Genomic DNA, 20,090 nt, shown 5'->3' with positions numbered 1-20,090 from the left:
TCGGATACCAATACCTATGAATACGCGTTTCATCTTTGCGGCTATGATTTTGCTCCTGACCACCCCGTTTGCCGTGGCGGAACTGGATCGTTATGCGCTCATCTCGGGTGATCCGCATCTAAACGTTGTTGCGCGAACGCAAGATGAACAGGCACGTATTGCGAACGTTACAGCCCTAAGCACTGATTTCAGCGTGCCCCAACAGTTTGAGGAACGTCCAGCAGGTGCCGCGACAGTTCGTGTAACGTCAGATGCAAACGCGTTCAGCATGCCGTCTGGCAACATCACGTTTGAGGATGAGTTGTTGTTTAAGGTCGGTAACGGTTTGTTCCGTAAAATCTGGGTGTCCTCACCGTCCTCAACATTGGCGTCAGACGGGCTTGGCCCGCTGTTCAATGCGCGATCCTGCCAGCGCTGCCACATCAAAGACGGTCGCGGGCATGCCCCCGAAGGCGAAGATGATACGGCTATTTCCATGTTCTTACGGGTTTCGGTGCCATCTGTGGACGCGCCCTATGCAATCGACGGATATCACGCGACGCAGGGTGACCCGATCTACGGTTCGCAGTTGCAAGACTTTTCATTGGCAGGCCTTGCTGCCGAATACCGACTTGAGATTTCCTATGAAGAAATCCAAGTGGCTTTGGCGGGCGGCGAAACCGCAAATTTACGCGCCCCGACCTATACGGCCGCCGATCTTGGATATGGCCCCTTGGCTGACGGCGCGATGTTGTCTCCACGGATTGCCCCGCAGATGATTGGGCTTGGCTTGCTTGAGGCAATTCCTGCAGCAGATATCCTTGCTCTTGCTGATCCGGATGACGCGGACAGTGACGGCATTTCTGGCCGTCCTAATATCGTCTGGTCGCAAGTCTATGATCGGCCAATGTTGGGCCGCTTTGGATTAAAAGCAGGTTCGCCATCAATTCTGGAACAATCCGCTGCGGCCTTTGCAGGTGACATCGGAATATCCAACCCGCTACATCCCAACGGTGCAGGCGAATGTACCAACTTGCAGACGGACTGCATCAACGCACCGCACGGCGACGGGGATGCGCGGGTGTTTGAAGTCGATCAAGAAATCCTTGACCTCGTGACGTTCTATAGCCGCAACCTTGGTGTGCCCGCGCGGCGCGATGCAGGCAGTGATGATGTGTTGCGCGGCAAAGAGGTTTTTAACGATATCGGGTGTGTCGGGTGTCACCAGCCATCGTTCGTGACGCATCGACTGGAAGATCAGGTTGAGCAAAGCTTCCAGCTCATTTGGCCCTACACCGATATGCTGTTGCACGACATGGGCGATGGGTTGGCCGATAACCGCCCAGAAGCGATTGCCAATGGCCGGGAATGGCGCACGCCACCTTTATGGGGGATCGGGTTGACCGAGCAGGTCTCGGGGCATACCCAGTTTTTGCATGACGGACGTGCGCGCAACCTGTTGGAAGCCGTGTTGTGGCATGGCGGAGAAGCGCAAGCTGCGCGGGACCGCGTTGTTGATCTACCGCCAGAAGACCGCGCCGCGTTGATTGGTTTTTTGGAGAGCTTGTAAATGAAGTATGTCGTAGCCCTGCTTTTCGCGCCAACGCTTGCCATTGCTGACCCGCGTATTGATGCCGCACTGGACGATCACATCTTGCCCAAGTTTGCTGCGTTGACGGAAGCGAGTGAAGCCCTAGCGAATGCGCAGACCTGTTCAGTTGAAGATGAATGGAACGATGCCGCCGCCGCGTGGATCGCAGTTTCTCATTTGCGATTTGGCCCGACCGAAGCAGATAGTCGTGCGTTTTCACTCGCGTTCTGGCCTGATCCACGTGGGTCTACGCCCACGGCGTTACGAGGCCTTTTGGCCGATGACGCGCCCGCGATCGTCGATGCCTCCGTTGCGGGGCGCGGGTTTTATGCGATGGAATTCTTGCTGTTTGATCCGGCGTTTGCGAATGCGGTGGGGCGATGTGAACTGATCGCTGCCCTAGCAGATGATGCGTTTGAAACGGCGCTAGCGATCGAAACCGATTGGCAAGATCGCTACGTGGACCTGATGCGTCAGACCGGAAATGACACGTATCGTGATGATACCGAGGCCCTTCAGGAACTTTACAAATCGCTGACGACGGGTCTGGATTTCACCGCTGATATGCGTTTGGGCAGGCCCCTTGGAACGTTCGACCGTCCGCGACCGACACGTGCGGAAATGCGGCGATCGGGCCGGTCATTGGCGAATATTTCGGTGTCGCTTTCCAGCCTTGAAGAGCTTTCTCTGATCCTGTCCGGCGATGCGCTTGCTGCCGCGCTTCAAGAGAAGTTTGAAGCGGTGCAAGCGCAAGTTGGCTCAATCTCTACGCTCGAGGGCAGCGCAGATTTGAGCCTCGTGGCGAATGCTGGGGATCGCTTTAAGGTCGAGGCACTGCAACAACGGATTGCTGAGGTGCGCGTTTTCTTGGGCGAGGAGCTTGGGCCGGAGCTGGGCGTGATCGAGGGCTTCAATTCGCTGGACGGTGATTGATGGCGACCCGTCGTGGATTTCTAGCTGGGCTGATCGCAAGTGGAATTGCGCCCGCTGCGACATGGGCCGACGCGGGCAATCCGTCGTTCCTGTCGGCAGCGCGCACGCCTGACGGCGCATATGTGCTGGTGGGGCTAGACGGGCAGGGGGCGGAGCGGTTTCGCATTCCACTGCCCACACGCGGACACGCTGCTGCAGCGCATCCAACACGCCCTCACGCCGTGGCATTCGCCCGCAGGCCAGGGACCTATGCAGTGGTGCTTGATTGCCAAAGTGGCGATGTCATTGCGCGCCTGAACAGCCCGTCGGGGCGACATTTTTATGGCCACGGTACGTTTGATGCCACGGGTGATTTGTTATTCACCACAGAGAACGATTATGAACTGGGCCAAGGCCGTATTGGCGTTTGGGACGCACGCCATGGTTATGTGCGCGTCACCGAGATGCCATCAAACGGGGTCGGTCCCCATGATTTGCGCCTGATGCCAGACGGAACCCTTGTTGTCGCCAATGGCGGGATTGATACCCATCCGGCGTCGGGGCGTGAAAAGCTAAACATTCCAACGATGCGCCCAAACCTAAGCTACTTGGAATTCGACGGGCGGTTGATTGAGCAAATCGAACCAGATGATCATCTGGCCAGTATCCGGCATCTCAGCGTGCGTGCAGATGGGCTGGTTGCCGTTGGGATGCAATGGCAGGGGGATATGGCGACGTCGCCGCCCTTGGTTGCCACGCACTCCCGCAATGGTCCAATGCAATACATGGGCGACGGGGTTGAGGTTGAAGGCTACGTGGGTAGCGTCGCGTTTTCTGGGGATGGTTCGCGGGTCGCGATCACATCGCCGCGGGCCGGCGAAGCGCAGATTTTTGAGGCCGCAAGCGGCGCGATACTTGAACGGATGTCGAACCGTGATGTTTGCGGCGTATCTGCGTTAGGGCGCGATATGGTTCTGACGAACGGGGCAGGGCAGGTCTACCAATTGGCAGGCGACGCGTCATTGCTGTCATCCCATGACCTGTCTTGGGACAATCATCTTGTGGCGGTTGGTAACGTGTAACGTGAACACAGCTCAGGCGGCAGACTAGAAAAGCAAACGGCCCCGCAGAAAACTGCGGGGCCGTCTTTTTGTTAACCGTGATGCTGCTCTCTTAGATGAACGGCACCAAGTTCGAAATCCAAAGCCATACGACCGAGAAGTCTACCGATGGGAGCCAGAGCGAAACCGCAGGCACATAGGTAACAAGGATCAACGCACCGAGAATAGCCAGATAGAACGGCCAGATCGACTTAAGCGCTTCCTCGATCTTGATCTTACCGACGGCGCACCCAACGAACAGGCAGGTCCCGACTGGTGGCGTACACAGCCCCAAACCAAGGTTCATCAGCATCATGATACCGAACTGGGTTGGGTCCATGCCAAGTCCCTTGGCGATTGGCAGGAAGATCGGCGTACAGATCAGGATCAGTGCTGCCATGTCCATGATCATACCGAGGATCAGCAGGATCACGTTGATCATCAACAGGATCATGATCGGGTTGTCAGAGATCGTTACGAGTGCGTTGCTGAGAGTTGCAGGCACTTGGTAAAGCGCAAGAAGATATGCGAACGAGCTGGCGAATGCGATAAGGATCATCACCATCGACGTTGTCCGTACAGTCCCGACAATGGCGGTCTTGAAGGATTCCCATGTCAGGCTGCGGTAGAAGAACGTGGTAAGCAGGATCGCGTAGATCGCGCCGAATGCACCGGATTCTGTTACTGTGAAGATACCCGACAATGTACCACCAACGATGATGACAGCCGTCAAGAAACCTGGGATCGCGTCACCGGCACTGCGGCCAACTTCTTTCCATCCGGGGAAGGGCTCGGACGGGTAGTTGTGCTTGACCGACATAGCGTAGGCTGCAATCGCAAGGCTGACGCACATGATCATGCCGGGGATAACCCCTGCGAGGAACAGCTTGGACACCGAGATCCCGCCACCAGCCGCCACAGCGAAGATGATCATGTTGTGGCTCGGTGGAATGACGATGCCGGCGATAGATGACGTCACCGTGACGTTCACCGCAAAGTCAGGGCGATAGCCGCGCTCTTTCATAACCGGCACAAGGATCGAACCCAGCGCTGAAATGTCAGCAACCGCTGAACCAGAAATCCCGCCAAACAACATGGACGAGAAGATATTCACCATCGCGAGACCACCCTTGAGGTGACCGACAAGCGCGGAGGCGAGTTTTACGAGCCGCACGGCGATACCGCCGTGCAGCATGATCTCACCAGCCAATACGAAGAATGGAATGGCGAGAAGGGAGAAAACAGACACACCAGCTGTCGCACGCTGGAAGGTGATGAGCATCGGGAAGCCTTCGTACCAGAAGGCGGACGCTGCAGCGATACCCATCGCAAAGGCGACAGGCATGCCGATAACGACGCCAACGCCAAAGACGAGCATAAGAATTGTAAGGCCCATATCAGATCTCCTGCCCGGAATTGTCGATTTTGGCTTCGGTATTGGCTTCTGGGTCTGGGAGCCAATCGGAATAAGAAAGAATGCGGATGATACCGCGTGAGCCCGCGTGAAGAACGATCAGAGCGCCACAAATGGTGATTGCCATCGTGCGGAAGCTTTCTGGAACGTCCAGCATCGGAATAAGGGAGTCCCAACCAAATGCCATTAATTGCGTACCAGCCAAGAACATGATGGCACCAAACGTGGCGAGCATGAAATCAATGATGATAATGACAGTCTTTTGGACGTGGATTGGGGTGATGTCGCGGAACAGCGTCACTCCAAGGTGGGTGTCATCGCGGACCCCAGCGGCGGCGCCCAGAAAGGCGATGTAACAGATGAGCATAAGGGCCAATTGTTCAACCCAAGTCGGTGTTACGTTCAAAACGTAGCGGCCAAACACCAGCCAGCCAAACGTGACGATCAAGACGACTAGGGCGATAGATGCTGTGAAAATACTGGCCCATTGGACCCCTGCGAGCACGGTTTCACACCGCTCAATTATGGTTTTCCGGCTACTCATAGTCGCCCCTCGTGGATTTTGTTGGTGGATTGCAAAACGGCCCATGCCACATCAGGGCACGGGCCGCCTACAAAAGCAAAGGTGCTTAGCCGCCGTTGCGGATCAGGTTAACCAGATCAGCAAGGTCAGGGTTCGCTTCGAGGAAGCCGTCGTAGACTGGAGCCATTGCGTCCTGGAACGGGCCTTTGTCTGCGATTGTGTTCACGACTGTGCCGCCAGCTTCAACGATTTCCATGGAAGCCGCTTCACGGGCCTGCCACAGTTCACGCTGCAATGTTGCAGAGTTCGCGCCAGCTTCTTTCAGGATTGTCTGCTGCTCTTCTGTCAGACCGTCGAATGTGATCTTGGACATGCAGAGACACTCAGGAATGATCAAGTGCTCAGTCAGGGAGTAGAAGGAAGCAACTTCGTAGTGGGAAGTTGACTCGTAGGATGGTGGGTTGTTTTCCGCACCGTCAACAACGCCAGTCTGGATAGACTGATACACTTCGGCGAATGCCATTGGTGTCGCGTTACCGTCCATGGATTCAACCATCTGAACAAACAGATCGTTGGACATGACGCGGATCTTCAGACCTTCAACATCAGCAGGTGTGTTGATTGGACGTACAGAGTTGTAGAAAGAACGAGCACCAGCATCGTACCAACCGAGAGGCTCAACGCCACGTGCACGCATGCCTTCAGAAATTGCTTCACCGACTTCACCGTCCATCATTTCATACATCGCTGGGATGGATGGGAAGATGAATGGCAAAGAAACAACGTTGGCTTCAGGTACAGATGTACCGAATGGGCCAAGGCTGAATTCACCAAAGTCGATTACGCCAAGACGAAGCTGTTCGATCGCGTCAGGCTGGCTGCCCAGAACGCCGTTGTGGAATGTTTTAGCAGTCAGTTCACCACCAGTACGCTCCGCAACTTCAGTTGCGAACGATTCCATCGCGATGGATACCGGATAGTCTTCTACGTGGATGTTCCAGCCGCGAAGTTCTTCAGCGGAAACTGCTGTAGATGCGAGTGCTAGGCAGCTGCCAGCGATGGCACTGCTAAGTGTGAAACCTTTAGTCATGTGATCCTCCCAGATACATTGTTTTTGCAAGTTGACCCTACGTGAATGAACCAGTCGGGTCGCCAACAGGTATACTAGTATTGCCAGATCGGCGGTGAGTCAATCAAACCCGTGCCAGAAGCGGCGAAGAAACTTAACATGCCTGTGAGTTTAGACTTTCCCGCGGGCAGGTCTGTCGTTTGTTTTGTTGAAAATCATACCATCTAGAAGCTCTGACAGGTCAGGGCGCACGGCGGGACCATTTGAAATCGCAACAATAATTTGGCTGCCGTCTGGACGCAGCACGAAGGTGCCGGGCTCAGCAAAGCGGCCGTCAGCTTCAGCAGGGGAAAGGGGGTCGGTAACGTATACGCCGAGTTGATCCATCTGTGCCTCGCTCAACCCATAGCCGAGATCGAAGTCCCAACCGAACTCTGTTTGGTCGGCTTGCGCCTTTTCGAGCGAATCTGCTGAGACAACGGCAATGTCGAAGCCAGCGTCGGTCCAATCGTTTCGCATGTTATTCAAAACATTGAGGTACTTCTTGCAACGCGGGCAGTGCTTGCCACGGTAGACGATAAGAAGCGTCCAGTTTTCTGTGTCCCCACCAACTGTAATTTCGCCACCACCGACACGGGGGAATGACATTGGCGCAAGGATACTATCGGCGACTGGTTTTGGCGTTGGCATTTGAATGGCTCCAATTGTTTGCAATGAGTAGGGCTTGTTTACGGAGTGACAGATAACACTCTGGGGACTAGGATACCAGTTTACAGGGCTTTAGGGGGATGTCATGGCATTATTGAACGAAGACCGCTTATTTCCGGTTGAACCCGCCGTGCGCGACATTGCTCGATCGCTTTATCAGGACGTGCAATCCCTCCCAATCATTAGCCCGCATGGGCATACCGACCCCCAATGGTTCGCTGAGAATAACGCGTTTCCCGATCCCGCAAAGCTGTTCGTGACACCGGATCATTACGTTTTCCGCATGCTGAATTCACAAGGTATCCCCCTTGAGGCGCTGGGCGTGCCGCGTATGGATGGGGGCGAAACGGAACAGGACCCGCGTAAAATTTGGCGCCTCTTTGCGGACAATTATCATTTGTTCCGCGGCACGCCGTCTCGCATCTGGGTCGATCACGCGTTGCAGAAGGTTTTCGGTGTAACGCAGCGGTTATCGACGCAAACGGCGGATGAAATTTATGACCAAGTTGCAGATTGCCTGACGCAAGATGCCTATCGCCCACGCGCGTTGTTTGAGCGTTTCTATATTGAGGCGATCTCAACCACTGAAAGCGCGATAGATGATTTGCGTTGGCACAAGATGATCCGCAAAAGCGGTTGGTCCGGCAACGTCGTTACGGCCTATCGCCCTGACGCCGTTGTTGACCCAGACTTTGAAGGCTTTGCTGGAAACGTCGAAAAGATGGGTGAGATGGCAGGCGAGAATGCGACAACATGGGCGGGTTATCTGGCCGCGCATCGCAATCGCCGCGCATTCTTCAAAAGTTTTGGTGCGACATCGTCGGATCACGGCCATCCGAATGCGCGCACTGAGGATCTACCTACGGATGTTGCCGCAGCGCTGTTTGATAAAGCCCTTCGTGGGGCCTGCACACCAGATGAAGCGGATGCCTTTCGTGGGCATATGTTGACCGAGATGGCGCGGATGAGTTTGGATGACGGGTTGGTTCTGCAAATCCACCCTGGATCATTCCGTAACCACAGTGACGCAGTTATGGCGCAGTTTGGCCGTGACAAGGGCTACGATATTCCAACACGCACCGACTATGTTCACGCGCTAAAGCCGCTGCTTGATGCGGTGGGGCAAGAACCGAGCATGTCGATCATTGTGTTTACCTTGGACGAAACATCGATTGCACGTGAACTGGCACCATTGGCGGGTGTGTATCCCGCGTTGAAGTTAGGCCCACCTTGGTGGTTCCACGACAGTGCTGAAGGCATGCGACGGTTTCGCGAAACCGCGACGGAGACGGCCGGCTTTTACAACACGGTTGGATTCAATGATGACACCCGCGCGTTTTGTTCGATACCTGCGCGCCATGACGTGGCGCGGCGCGTGGATTGCGCGTTTTTGGCGACTTTGGTCGCAACGGGGCGGCTTGATTTGGATGAAGCACCGGACGTGGCGCATGATCTTGCGTATGGCTTGGCCAAGAAGGCCTACAAATTTTGAACGCCTGTTGGCTGACTTAACCTACATTGCCACAACAGGCTTCACGCACGTCGCCGATTCAAAAATCCGTTAGCTTAGCGCGGCAATCACGCCCCTTAGTTCGGCAAGTCCACGCAGGCGTCCGACAATCGGATAGCCAGCTTGGGTTTTCAACGCTGCGTCATTCAACAGGTCGTGCCCATGATCAGGTCGGAAGGGGACCGACGTTTGGTTGCGGCTTTCTGCCTCAAGCAATTCGTCGATCAACGCGACCATGTCCGTGTCGCCCGACAAATGGGGCGCTTCCTCGAATGAGCCGTTCGGTTCCTTGGCGACATTGCGAAGATGCGCGAAATGAATGCGGTCTCCGAACGTGCGTGCGATTGCGGGAACGTCATTGACAGGGTTGGCACCAAGGGAGCCGGAACACAGCGTCAACCCGTTTTCAGGTGCATCAACCGCACCCATGATCCAAGCAATATCATCGGCGTTTGATACGATACGAGGAAGGCCCAAAATGTCGCGCGGCGGATCGTCGGGATGAACGCAAAATTTCATGCCAAGGTCTTGGGCTGTCGGAATGATTTCTTCCAAGAAACGTTTGTAGTTCTGTCGCAGCTCGTCACGTCCGATGCCGTCATAAGCCGCCAAGGCGGCTTGCAGTTGCGGGATGTCATAGCGATCAAACGCGCCGGGCAGGCCGGACATAATGGATCGCAAAAGCTCGTCGCGTGCAGCGTCGTCGCTGGCTTGGAACCAAGCATCGGCGGCTGTGATCGTCGCCTCAGAAAACTCATCGCGGGCGGCGTCGCGCCCAAGCATATGGATTTCGAATGCGGCCATTTTTGGAGCATCAAAGCGCAGGCACGTACCACCACGGGCAACGGGTGCGGCAAGGTCCGTACGGGTCCAGTCGAGAACTGGCATAAAATTGTAGCAGATGGTCTTGATACCCTCGGCCGCGAGGTTGGCCATGGATTGGCGGTAGTTGGCGAACAACGTGCTTAGATCGCCTTCGCCTTTTTTGATGCGCTCATGGATCGGTAGGCTTTCGACCACATCCCATGTGAAACCCGCTGCTTTAATCTCATTGTGGCGCGCTGCGATGCTGTCTTGCGACCAGACCTCGCCGTAAGGGATTTCGTGCAAGGCAGTGACGATACCCGCCGCACCCGTCTGGGCGATGTCGGGCAGGGTGATTGCGTCAAACGGGCCAAACCAACGCCAAGTTTCTCTCATGTCTTATCCTTTGAGTTTCGCGATAGTGTCGTCGCTTATCGGGATTGCGCTGGTTGGTGCCGGGGGCGTCATTTTCTGTCCTTTAGGTTCCGATAAAATCCGCGGGCAGGGGCACAAGCGCGCCTTTTTGACTGATCACGTGCCCGGCGACTTGGGCGGCTTTCAAGATCGCGCCGCGAACAGACCCAGTTTGGTGAAGGCTAACCAAGAAACCAGCGTTGAAACTGTCACCCGCAGATGTCGTGTCGACGACGGCGGTTGCAACAGGTGGCGACACATGGCCGGATTGTTCACCGTGTGTGAAGTGCACATCGCCTTCACCATTCTTAACGATGACGGTCGTGGCACCGGTGGCCAGGTAACGGTCGCGGGTGGCTGTGATGTTGGCATCGCCGAAATGATCTGCCTCGTCGTCGTATGACGGCAGCACAATGTCACTGACCGCGGATGCACGCATCACGGTGTCGCACATGGTTTTTGGCGAGTCCCAAAGACGTGGGCGCAGGTTGGAATCAAAGACGGTCGTTTTGCCGTCCGCGCGTGCTTTCGCAACGGTATCAAGCAGGGTTTCACGCCCCTTTGCATCCAGAATGGCCATAGTGATTCCAGAAAAATAGATCACGTCGCTGTCGTCTGTTGCGGCCTTTAGTGCTGCGGCATCATCGGCCAATTGCCGGGCTGCAGACGAGTCACGCCAATACGAAAAGCTGCGTTCGCCGTTGTTTAGACTGATGAGGTAAAGCCCGACCGAGCGATCAGGGCTGCGCAACATGTGTTCCGTGTCGATGCCTGCATGCGCCATCATATCAAGCATCTTGTCAGATGCGTCATCCGTTCCGACGCGACTGACGAAGCGCGACTGACAACTTGGGAACAAGGCTTTAGCGTACCACGCCGTGTTGAATGTATCGCCCGCGAACCCGAGCTTGTATTCGTCTGCGTTAATGGTTGGTGCCATTTCAACCATGCATTCGCCAATGGAGACGAACCGCAAGGACTGGTCAGCTTTCGTAGAGGAGGTCGAATGTTTCAAGAGCGAGGACATGGTGCGTAGGGCTTCCTTTTGCGGAACTGGTATACTATCATACCAGTTATTGAAAGTCCTGTGGTTTTGCCAGTCGAATGGCGCAAAAATGTTGGACTTTCCTAAGTTAGTTATCAAAAGATATAGCAAATCAGAGGAGCATTAAAATGAGCATTTTGCAGCAGCCTGTGCAGGCAAAACGTTCATTTCCAAGCTCTGTTTGATTGCCCAGACCATATTCGCGTTGAAGTTAGCCGTTTTGTCGGTTGCGACACGCCAGACCTCGACTGTTTTCTCTCGCGCGTTGCGCGCGACGTCCTTTGAAAGGGAACTTCATGACACTTAAGACCGAAACACGTTACGCAATTGATCCGACCACTGCCAAGGCGTTTGATACCGATGGATTGCGTCAGCATTTCCACAAGGATGGTTTGTTTGAGGATGGCGAAATCAACCTCGTGTACACCCATTATGACCGCTTTATCCTTGGGTCCGCTGTGCCTGCTGGAAAAGCCCTGACGTTGGATCATATGGCGGAAACGGGAACGGCGACTTTTCTTGAACGCCGCGAGATGGCTGTTTTGAACATCGGGGAAACGGGTTCGGTATCCGTTGCAGGCGAAACCTATACGATTGAGAACGGCGAGGTTCTTTATATCGGTATGGGCGCGGGAAAGATCGAATTCAGCGGGGCGGGGCGGTTCTACATCACGTCTGCTCCGGCGCACCAAACCTACCCGACAAAGCTGATCAAGATTGCCGATGCGCGCCGCGTGGAACTTGGCGCAAAGGAATCCGCCAACGAGCGGGTGATCATTCAGCTGCTGCACCCAGATGTTTGCCGGTCCTGCCAATTGCTGATGGGATACACACAGTTCGCACCGGGAAGCGTTTGGAACACGATGCCCGCGCATGTGCATGACCGCCGCATGGAGGCCTACTTGTATTTTGACGTTCCAGAAGACGCACGCGTGTTCCACTTCATGGGTGAGCCAAGCGAGACGCGCCACATTGTGATGGGCAATGAAGAGGCGGTCATCTCGCCGCCTTGGTCGATCCATTCCGGTGCTGGTACGGCGTCTTATACGTTCTGTTGGGCGATGGCGGGCGACAACGTCGACTTCACCGACATGGACATGGTTGCCATGGATGAATTGCGATGAACCCGTTTTCGCTAGCTGGTCAAACAGCATTGGTAACAGGTGCTAACACGGGCATCGGCCAAGCGATTGCCGTCGCGATGGGCCGCGCAGGTGCGCACGTAATTTGCGCGGGTCGTTCAAACTGTGATGAAACCGTCGGGTTGATCGAGAGCGGAGAAAGCCTGTCTTTGAATTTCGCTGACCCAATGGCTGCACGGGATGTTTTTGCGGATCGTAAGATCGATATCCTTGTGAACAACGCAGGTATTATTCGTCGCGATGATAGCGTTGATTTTTCGGAGACTGATTGGGACGACGTGATGGATGTAAACCTGAAGGCGGTGTTCTTTACCTGTCAGGCATTCGCAAAAGCGGCACTGCCACGAGGTACCGGAAAGATCGTCAACATCGCTTCATTGCTTAGCTTCCAAGGCGGTATTCGTGTCCCAAGCTACACCGCATCCAAGCATGGTGTGGCGGGGCTGACCAAAATTTTCGCCAATGAGTGGGCCGCCAAGGGGCTGAACATTAACGCGATCGCACCGGGGTATATTGAGACGAACAATACCGAAGCGTTGCGTGCGGATCTGGATCGCAACAAAGCCATTCTTGACCGCATCCCAGCAGGGCGTTGGGGGAAAGCGGATGACATTGCGGAAACGGCGGTGTTCCTGTCCTCGCCTGCTGCAAACTACATCAACGGTTCCGTCTTGAACGTTGACGGTGGATGGTTGGCACGGTGAGTAATCCGCGCACAGGTGTCGCCCTGATTGGTGCGGGCATGATTGCACCGACCCATCTGGCGGCGCTTGAAGGCGCGAATAACATCGCGCGCTTACACACGGTTGTCGTGCGCGATGTTCCCAAAGCCAGTGGGCTGGCCAAGCACCTGAAGGCACAACAACCGAACTTCACATCTGATCTGGCCGAGGTGACAGAGAACGCAGATGTGGATGTTGTGATCGTTGCCACGCCGCCCAGCGTGCGTATCGATCTGATCACGCAACTGACGCAGGCCGGTAAACATATTCTGTTGGAAAAACCGATTGGCCGAACGGTTTCCGAGGCTGAGCAGGTCGTTGAAATCTGCGAAACGGCGGATGTTCAACTTGGCATATTGGTGCAGCATCGCATGGGGCCTGCGGCGACTGCAGCCGTGCAGGTCATTAATGAGGGCCAACTTGGGGCGCTTGGGCATGTTGAGATCGCCGCCGCGCTTTGGCGCGACCAAACCTATTACGACGAACTGGGACGCGGGACCTACGAGCGCGACGGTGGAGGCGTGCTGATTACGCAAGCGATCCATCTGATTGACCTTGCGCTTAGCCTGACTGGGCCGGTGATGTCAGTACAGGCGATGACGGCAACGACGCCACTGCATAGTATGGAGGCCGAAGATTTCGCGGTTGCAGGATTGCAGTTCACCAATGGCGCGGTTGGTTCGCTTGTCGCGACCACCGCGACGTTCCCACATCGCGAAGAAACGATCACGCTCCATTTTGCGGCCGGGTCGCTGCGAATTGAACGGCGTCGGCTGGTGGTGTCTTGGCGGGATGGTCGGATCGAGACGCACCCGATGACGCCAGAGGCTGTCACCGATGAGGGTGCGGCGAGTGTGTCCAAGCACGATCTACATCAGGCAATGATCGAGGATTTTATCGGGGCGGTCCGAAAGGGCAGCCAACCGATTGCGACGGGGCGCGATGTTCTGGCGTCTCACCGCTTGATTGAAGCGATTGAGGTGTCGTCACGGACGGGACGAAAAGTCGAAATGCCAGGGTGATTTAGTTTGGGCAGCGCAGTTAAACCGCGCTGCCCAAAGTTGGTTTAGCTGAACAGCATACCGCCGTTGATATCAACGTTTGTGCCAGTCAGGAACGCGCTGTCTTCACAGGCGAGGAACAGCACAAGGTTGGCCACATCTATAGGCAAACCTTGGCGTTTCATCGGAGCTGCTGCTTCGTAGCCGCGACGACCTGCGTCTGGTGTGTGGATGTTGTGGAAATCCGTGTCGATCATGCCTGGGCAAAGACCATTCACACGCACATTAGGGCCAAGCTCTTTGGCCAAGCCGCGTGTGATTGTCATGACAGCACCTTTGGACGCTGCATAAGCAACGGAACCGGGGCCGCCGCCATCACGTGCCGCTTGGCTGGCGATGTTCACAATCGCGCCTGTCTTCATGTGCGGGCCAACAGCCTTAATCATCAGGAACGTGCTTGTAAGGTTCAACGACATCACGTCATTGAAGTGCTCAAGCGACATTTCAGCGAAGGTCTTGCGTGCGATCAGACCGCCGGAATTGTTGACCAGAACGTCGACGCTGCCAAATTCGGCAACCGTTGCGTTCACCAGCGCATCGACGCCTTCTTGGGTTCTCAGGTCGCCCTGCAAAGCAATGGCATTGCCGCCCGCTGCTTTGATTGTCGCAACTGTTTCGTCGGCCCCTTTGGAGCTGGCGAAGTAATTGATCGCGACGTTCGCGCCTTCAGCGGCGAGCAAAATTGCTGTTGCCGCACCGATATCACGGCCACCGCCTGTGATGATCGCTGTCTTTCCTGCGAGTTTCATAAGGAACCCTTTCCGTTTCTTGTTGTCCGGCGCGTCATGTTTTCATGAGCGCCGGAGTATGCGTTTGTTGTTTAGATTAGCTTTTAAGCGTCATGAAGTAGTCAAAGATTTCAGGAACATTGCCTTCACCCATGCCCGCGTCGACCGCCGCTTGGAGGTTGTGCGATGTGCCTTCTGCGATCTCAGCCCGTGTGCCGAGGTCTTCTGCCATTTTAAGGAAATAGCCAAGGTCTTTGTTGGCGTTGTTTATGGAGAAGCCCAAGTCACTGACGCCATCAACGGCGTAGTTCTTACAGAAGCCCATGAACGGTGAATTGGACGGGCCAGCCGACATGATTTCGAACAACTGTTGGCGATCAACACCAGCGCGGTCAGCTACGGCAAACGCCTGTGACATGGTGGCGACTGTTGTCATGCCCATGAAGTTGTTGATGAGCTTGGTAACGTGACCAGTGCCGAGTGCGCCGATGTAAAAGACGTTTTCGCCTTGCTCGTCGAGGACAGGCTTAACCTTTTCGAAGGTCGCCTTGTCGCCGCCAGCCATAATGTTGAGCAAGCCATCTTTGGCGTGTGCAGGTGTGCGGCCGAGCGGTGCATCAACCATGCCAGCGCCCTTGGCTGCCAAGTCAGCACCAATTTTGCGCGTCGATGCAGGAATGGATGTGCCGAAGTCGATCAGCACGGACCCTTCTTTGATGCCTGCAAGAATGCCGTGGTCGCCGTAAACCAATGCTTCAACAACGTCGGATGTCGTCAGTGCCAACATTACGATGTCACTTGCTTCAGCAAGTTCCTTTGGCGTGGACGCTTCCGTCGCGTTGCCGCGATCAAGAACCGCTTTCACAGCGTCCTTGTTGAGGTCCATAACAACCAGCTCAAAGCCACGCTTCTGAAGGTTCTCAACCATATTGCCGCCCATAAGGCCGAGTCCGATAAATCCGATGGTAGGTTTGGCCATGCCAAGTTCTCCCTTAAGTCTTTTCTAATTATTGTTTCAGAGAAAATCTTCACGGTGTGGTGTGAAGATATCCAGCAAGGTGCCTGCTTCTAAGCAAGTTGCACCGTGTATGATGTCGGGTTGTTTGTAGAGCGAGTCACCGGCCGCAACGATGTAAGTCTCGTCGCCGACTGCGAACTCAAACTTACCCGAAATGACATAGGTAATCTGTTCGTGCGGGTGGCTATGAAGCGCGGCCACGGTACCTTTTTCAAAGTGTACTTCGACGCACATCGCATTGTCGTTGTACGCAGCGACCTTGCGTGTCAGCCCGCCGCCAGCATCGAACAGTTTGTTTTCGCTTCCAGGAAAGTAGTTCTTTACGGTCATTTCGCGTTTCCAGTTTGAGTATTGTTACGTGTTCGCCAGCTTTTTCATGACCACTTTGAATGTGTTTTCATCGGGGTCGGTGAAATAAAGGTCGGCGTCATAGCCTTGGTCATCCATGAAGTGGAAGATGCGTTTCGGGTCTTTGTGGCTATAGGGCACAAGCAACGTTGCAATTCGGTGCCGTGTTGATGCCGGATATTGTGCGTGCAGGCAGGTGCTGACAGGCAGGCCTTTGTAATCGGCAGGGTCAACATCAGGGAAACCCGTTTCCTGCGTGAGGATTGGTTTACCTGCTTCGGACCAAACGACCTGACCGTAAAAACCAGCCTTCTCGCCGTTGTTGCGGAAGGATGTTTTGCCGAGGTCGTATTTTTCGTTCGCGTGCAACAGCCAGTCGATGGTGACGGGTGTTTCAGCATCTACTTTGTCGACGATCACGAAATAGCTGCCACGCACGAAGTAGATCTCACGCTCGGCCAGGGTCACTTCTGGCGACAGGCTTTGATATGCTGCCGTTGCATCGCCTTTGATATAGATGTGGTCGTCGTGTTCTTCGGCGGCAAGGATTTTACCACGCGCCTTCATCGCCTTGGACTTGTCCTTGTCGGCGTACTGGCCTTTGCCGTTGATCAGGATCGCGTTCTTGGAACGGGTCTGACGACGCCAATTGCGGTGCATCGTTGAATTGAAGGCCACGTAGTGGCCCGATTGGATCGCCATGTCTTCGCCAAAAGCAGCCATACAGAATGCGTTCTGGTCGCCGTGGCTGTGGCTGATTGATCCGAATTGCGAGGACTTGAACACCAGTTGGATATTCTTGTCGGCGTCCGCCATTTCATGCTGAACGCCGACCCAGCCGATGCCCTTAAAGTGTCGCAAGCCGTTAACGGGAGAAGTTGCTTGAACAGGGGCACAGCTGGAATTGTAAATGAGATCGTCGAAATTGGTGTCCCACCAACCCCAGTTGTAAAACGCCATCTCGGTGCCTGGGTTCAGACGTTCGAGTTCTTCGTAATACCACTGGTAAGCACCATTGCCGGTTTCACCCGCGAATTGACGCAAGTTAAGGCCGGTTTTAATGCAAGGCAGATCGCCTTGTGTTGAGTCATCGCCAAAGGTCGAGCGGCGCGTGCTTGGGGCTTTGCAATAGAGCGGGAAGTCACCTGTGTTCTGGAAGAACGGGCGCTTGTACAAATCAAAGCCTGCATATGATTTCAGCAGGTTCGCTGCATCGATCAGATAGGCCATGCCCATCATCCAATAGTTCGTGCCTTCGGCCCAGCCGCCGTCGCTGTCGCCCCAAGGCGAGTAGACGGTGAACAGGAATTCGATGCAGTAATCTAACCATTCACGAGCTTCGTCATCCTCGTCGTCCCCAAGAAGCGCGATACAGGCAGGGATGAGCGTCAAAGACACAGACCGAACAGCATGGCTGTCGTAAGGGAAAAGGTGGATTTTGGCGTTGATGATGGCGTGTTCTGCGATGTCGCGGGTGCGTTCCAGCAACGCGGCGCGAACTTTCGTGCGTTCCGCGTCATTCATTTGATCGTAGAGCCAATCATAGCCCCACGCCAAAGCGTTACACACGCGGTAGGCCCATTCGTCCGTGTATGCGCGGGACGTATTACCCATCGGGTTCCATTCGGCCGTGGACAACAGCCATTCCTTGGCGCGGTCCAGCATGGCTTGGTCTTGCGTGACCTGACCACCAATCGCAAGGTGGCGTATCGCGTAAAGCAATTCCTGACAGTCGATATAGGTTTGACGCCAGACAGGGGCGACGCGTTTGTTGTCAGGATACCCAGCCGGCTCTTTATAAACGTCTTTGTCCATCCACGGCAGGACGGATTTTTCATAAAAGTTCGACCAAGTGCAGTGGCTCGCATCTTTAGACACGGCTTTGCGGAAGTCGCCCAACTTGTCAGGTGTCAGCCAAAGGCGTGGATGGGCGCGGGTGGCGCTATCAAGACGCGCCGCGCGCAGGGGCAGGGGTGTTTCGGGCAGGTCAGCAGTGATCGTAAATGCGCGATCTTTGCTCCAGCTTGTAAGTGCCTTTCCGGCCTCATCGCAAACGGCGTATGACCAGACATAGTCGCCCACTGGCAACGTGACGTCAGGTGTGAAGAAGTTCAGCGGTAGGCATGTGTAGTTGGTCGTCGTTTTGGCGGGGTACTTCGGGTCCGTCGAGATGCGCAAAGCATACTGCGCCTCATCTTCGATCACCGGAAGCCAAGTAAAACGGGGTGGGTTTTCAGCCACAGGGGCCGCGTCGTCCACATTTGAATCCGGTCCATACTGGATCATCAAACGGCCTGGGTTTGGTTCATCTAGTGTCGGAAGAGCTTGTGTGGACATGAGAATTCGGTCTTTCGGATAAAGGGAAAAGTAGGAGGAGCGACTGTGCCGCTCCTCCCGATCGTGAGTGGCTAAATTACTCGCCGTACTGACGGGCGTATGCGGAGTTCATAACTTCAAGAAGCTCCTGGTAGCCCATGTCGTTGAGTGTCGCGATGTATGCATCCCAGTCCTCGTTGACGTCGGAGTTACCAAGGATCCAACCCTGCTGACGCTCAAGCATGTAGTCACGGATTGAAGAGAACGTGCGGTCATAAACGCGCTGTTCATCTGCGTTGAATGCGACGCCGAGGAACTGATCTACGAGGTAGTCGCCTTCGTCATAAAGCGCGATGCCTTCGAGGGCGAACTCGTTAGACCACTGTGCTTCGTAACCGTAGTCTTGGTAGTAACCACGTGCCTGAAGTTGGGAGCCAACACGGTACAGCTGGTTGTTCACCGGCTCGCCATTTGTGAGGAACTCTTCAGTGAACGTCGCTTCGCCATCGACCATTGTGTACTGCTGGCCTTCGACGCCGAAGTTAGCCAAACGACGGCCTTCTTCTGTGAACCAGAAATCAAAGTACTTGATGGTTTCGATTTGGTGCTCGTTGGTTGCGCCAATCGCCCAGCCATCTGGCTTGATTGGAATACGGCGGTGCTCTTCCATGCGAACGCCGGACACGGATGCCGGTGGCGCAAGCGCTTCGAATGCAAAGCCTTCGATGTCAGCGGACAGACGGTTGTAGCCACCTGTAGATGCGAACCAATCGTGTGTCATGCCGCCAAGGTTTTCACCCAGCAGATAGTCACGAGAAGAACCGCCACGGGTGAAGACTTCAGCGTCGATCAGACCTTCAGCGTACCAACGGGACAGGTTTGCGATACCTTCACGGTAGCCTTCCTGTGCGTATGGGTGAACCAGCTGGTCACCTTCAACGTAGAAGTCGTGGTACGTGTCAGAACCGGAAGAACGACCGTCCCACAGTGTTACGAGACGGATAAGCTCAGGCCACTGACGTGCGAAGTAAGGCACTTCGTCAGCCAAGCCGTTGCCGTTTGGATCGCCGTCACGGAATGCAACGAGAACTGCTTCGAGTTCTTCAACGTTCTCAGGGCGCTCAAGGCCAAGTTGCTCGAGCCAGTCGGTGCGGATGAAGTACGCACGGCCGTATTTGCCATCTGGAAGATACGGAATGTAGTACATGTTGCCGTCTGCCGCAGAGATCGCAGATGCGATTTCAGGGCGTTCGTCAAAGAACGCCTGTAGGTTTGGCGCGTGCTCAGCGATCAGGTCGTTCAGTGGAACGAACGCACCTTCTGGACCGTACTGGTTCACGAAGTCTTTGATGCGGCTGGAACCAACGATGTCAGGGATCACGCCACCAGCAAGCATCAAGTTCAACGCTTCGGTTTTACCTGTGTTTTCGTCGGTGCGCATGTTCGCACCAACGGTGTCGTCCACGAGGTGGATGTTTGTCATCGCGCGTGCTGCGACTTCAACAGGCCAATCTTCGATGTACGTCGGGTAGCGAACGTGGTTCATCTGAATGGTTAGTTCCAGAGGCTCGTCCACGATCAGCAAGTGACCGTCGGCAAACGCCGGAGCTGCCATTGCGGTACCCGCAAGGAGAGCTGAGGTTAAAGTTAGTTTACGCATAATGGTTTCCTCCCAGAAAAGTTGCG

At 55.0% G+C, this 20,090-nt stretch carries 18 protein-coding genes; 7 read left to right on the top strand and 11 right to left on the bottom strand.

Annotated elements, in window-relative coordinates; all coding sequences use genetic code 11:
• Window positions 1-16 precede the first annotated feature (16 nt).
• Genes OSB_RS10520 through OSB_RS10510 form a run of 3 tightly spaced genes read left to right on the top strand, consistent with a single transcriptional unit; the run spans window position 17 to window position 3,564 of the window.
• The gene (locus OSB_RS10520) at window positions 17-1,549 is read left to right on the top strand and encodes a di-heme oxidoreductase family protein (protein WP_049834962.1); all 1,533 of its coding nucleotides are present in this window, start codon (window positions 17-19) and stop codon (window positions 1,547-1,549) included.
• Complete coding sequence (locus OSB_RS10515) at window positions 1,550-2,503, top strand: imelysin family protein (protein ID WP_049834961.1); 954 nt, start codon at window positions 1,550-1,552, stop codon at window positions 2,501-2,503.
• Window positions 2,503-3,564 (top strand): DUF1513 domain-containing protein, encoded by a 1,062-nt coding sequence (locus OSB_RS10510; protein WP_049834960.1) that lies wholly within the window; start codon window positions 2,503-2,505, stop codon window positions 3,562-3,564. Before OSB_RS10515 ends, OSB_RS10510 begins: the two co-directional genes overlap by 1 nt.
• A gap of 91 nt (window positions 3,565-3,655) precedes the next feature.
• Here OSB_RS10510 and OSB_RS10505 read toward each other — a convergent pair whose 3' ends face one another.
• From OSB_RS10505 to OSB_RS10490, 4 genes are all read right to left on the bottom strand, one after another.
• Window positions 3,656-4,978, bottom strand: a complete 1,323-nt coding sequence (locus OSB_RS10505) for a TRAP transporter large permease (protein WP_049834959.1) — start codon at window positions 4,976-4,978, stop codon at window positions 3,656-3,658.
• A gap of 1 nt (window position 4,979) precedes the next feature.
• Window positions 4,980-5,540 carry a TRAP transporter small permease gene (locus tag OSB_RS10500; protein WP_049834958.1) on the bottom strand — a complete coding sequence of 187 codons (561 nt, stop codon included), beginning with the start codon at window positions 5,538-5,540 and terminating at the stop codon, window positions 4,980-4,982.
• 85 nt (window positions 5,541-5,625) lie between these two features.
• Window positions 5,626-6,609, bottom strand: coding sequence for a TRAP transporter substrate-binding protein (locus OSB_RS10495; RefSeq protein ID WP_049834957.1), 984 nt, complete (start codon window positions 6,607-6,609; stop codon window positions 5,626-5,628).
• A gap of 150 nt (window positions 6,610-6,759) precedes the next feature.
• Entirely contained in the window at window positions 6,760-7,278 is a 519-nt protein-coding gene (locus OSB_RS10490) for a redoxin domain-containing protein (RefSeq protein ID WP_049834956.1), read from the bottom strand.
• Window positions 7,279-7,381: 103 nt separating this feature from the next.
• On the opposite strand from OSB_RS10490, the gene uxaC reads away from it, so the two are divergent.
• Complete coding sequence (uxaC, locus tag OSB_RS10485; protein WP_049834955.1) at window positions 7,382-8,788, top strand: glucuronate isomerase; 1,407 nt, start codon at window positions 7,382-7,384, stop codon at window positions 8,786-8,788.
• Window positions 8,789-8,857: 69 nt separating this feature from the next.
• Here uxaC and uxuA read toward each other — a convergent pair whose 3' ends face one another.
• Together uxuA and OSB_RS10475 are read right to left on the bottom strand one after the other, a co-directional pair.
• The gene (gene uxuA / locus OSB_RS10480) at window positions 8,858-10,006 is read right to left on the bottom strand and encodes a mannonate dehydratase (RefSeq protein ID WP_049834954.1); all 1,149 of its coding nucleotides are present in this window, start codon (window positions 10,004-10,006) and stop codon (window positions 8,858-8,860) included.
• Window positions 10,007-10,088: 82 nt separating this feature from the next.
• Window positions 10,089-11,051 carry a sugar kinase gene (locus tag OSB_RS10475; protein WP_049834953.1) on the bottom strand — a complete coding sequence of 321 codons (963 nt, stop codon included), beginning with the start codon at window positions 11,049-11,051 and terminating at the stop codon, window positions 10,089-10,091.
• 314 nt (window positions 11,052-11,365) lie between these two features.
• Between OSB_RS10475 and kduI the strand changes: the two genes are divergently transcribed.
• The 3 genes from kduI to OSB_RS10460 are packed head-to-tail and all read left to right on the top strand — an operon-like array spanning window position 11,366 to window position 13,955.
• A complete protein-coding gene (kduI, locus tag OSB_RS10470; RefSeq protein ID WP_049834952.1) occupies window positions 11,366-12,193 on the top strand; it encodes a 5-dehydro-4-deoxy-D-glucuronate isomerase in 828 nt (275 codons plus the stop codon).
• Window positions 12,190-12,915, top strand: coding sequence for a 2-dehydro-3-deoxy-D-gluconate 5-dehydrogenase KduD (gene kduD, locus OSB_RS10465; RefSeq protein WP_049834951.1), 726 nt, complete (start codon window positions 12,190-12,192; stop codon window positions 12,913-12,915). The genes kduI and kduD overlap by 4 nt, the downstream gene beginning before the upstream one ends.
• Window positions 12,912-13,955 (top strand): Gfo/Idh/MocA family protein, encoded by a 1,044-nt coding sequence (locus OSB_RS10460; protein WP_074202260.1) that lies wholly within the window; start codon window positions 12,912-12,914, stop codon window positions 13,953-13,955. Before kduD ends, OSB_RS10460 begins: the two co-directional genes overlap by 4 nt.
• 44 nt (window positions 13,956-13,999) lie before the next feature.
• Here OSB_RS10460 and OSB_RS10455 read toward each other — a convergent pair whose 3' ends face one another.
• The 5 genes from OSB_RS10455 to OSB_RS10435 all read right to left on the bottom strand — a co-directional run bounded on the left by OSB_RS10455 (window position 14,000) and on the right by OSB_RS10435 (window position 20,064).
• Complete coding sequence (locus tag OSB_RS10455) at window positions 14,000-14,743, bottom strand: SDR family NAD(P)-dependent oxidoreductase (RefSeq protein WP_049834949.1); 744 nt, start codon at window positions 14,741-14,743, stop codon at window positions 14,000-14,002.
• A 76-nt stretch (window positions 14,744-14,819) separates the two neighbouring features.
• Window positions 14,820-15,701, bottom strand: coding sequence for an NAD(P)-dependent oxidoreductase (locus OSB_RS10450; protein ID WP_049834948.1), 882 nt, complete (start codon window positions 15,699-15,701; stop codon window positions 14,820-14,822).
• 36 nt (window positions 15,702-15,737) lie between these two features.
• Window positions 15,738-16,070 carry a cupin domain-containing protein gene (locus tag OSB_RS10445; RefSeq protein ID WP_049834947.1) on the bottom strand — a complete coding sequence of 111 codons (333 nt, stop codon included), beginning with the start codon at window positions 16,068-16,070 and terminating at the stop codon, window positions 15,738-15,740.
• 24 nt (window positions 16,071-16,094) lie between these two features.
• Window positions 16,095-18,425, bottom strand: a complete 2,331-nt coding sequence (locus OSB_RS10440) for a DUF4962 domain-containing protein (protein WP_049834946.1) — start codon at window positions 18,423-18,425, stop codon at window positions 16,095-16,097.
• Between the two features lie 76 nt (window positions 18,426-18,501).
• A complete protein-coding gene (locus OSB_RS10435; RefSeq protein ID WP_049834945.1) occupies window positions 18,502-20,064 on the bottom strand; it encodes a type 2 periplasmic-binding domain-containing protein in 1,563 nt (520 codons plus the stop codon).
• Window positions 20,065-20,090: the final 26 nt, after the last annotated feature.

The sequence above is a fragment of the Octadecabacter temperatus genome, assembly GCF_001187845.1.
Lineage (GTDB): Bacteria > Pseudomonadota > Alphaproteobacteria > Rhodobacterales > Rhodobacteraceae > Octadecabacter > Octadecabacter temperatus.
Note: the sequence above shows the minus strand (reverse complement) of the source record. Positions and strands in the feature narration are given on the sequence as shown.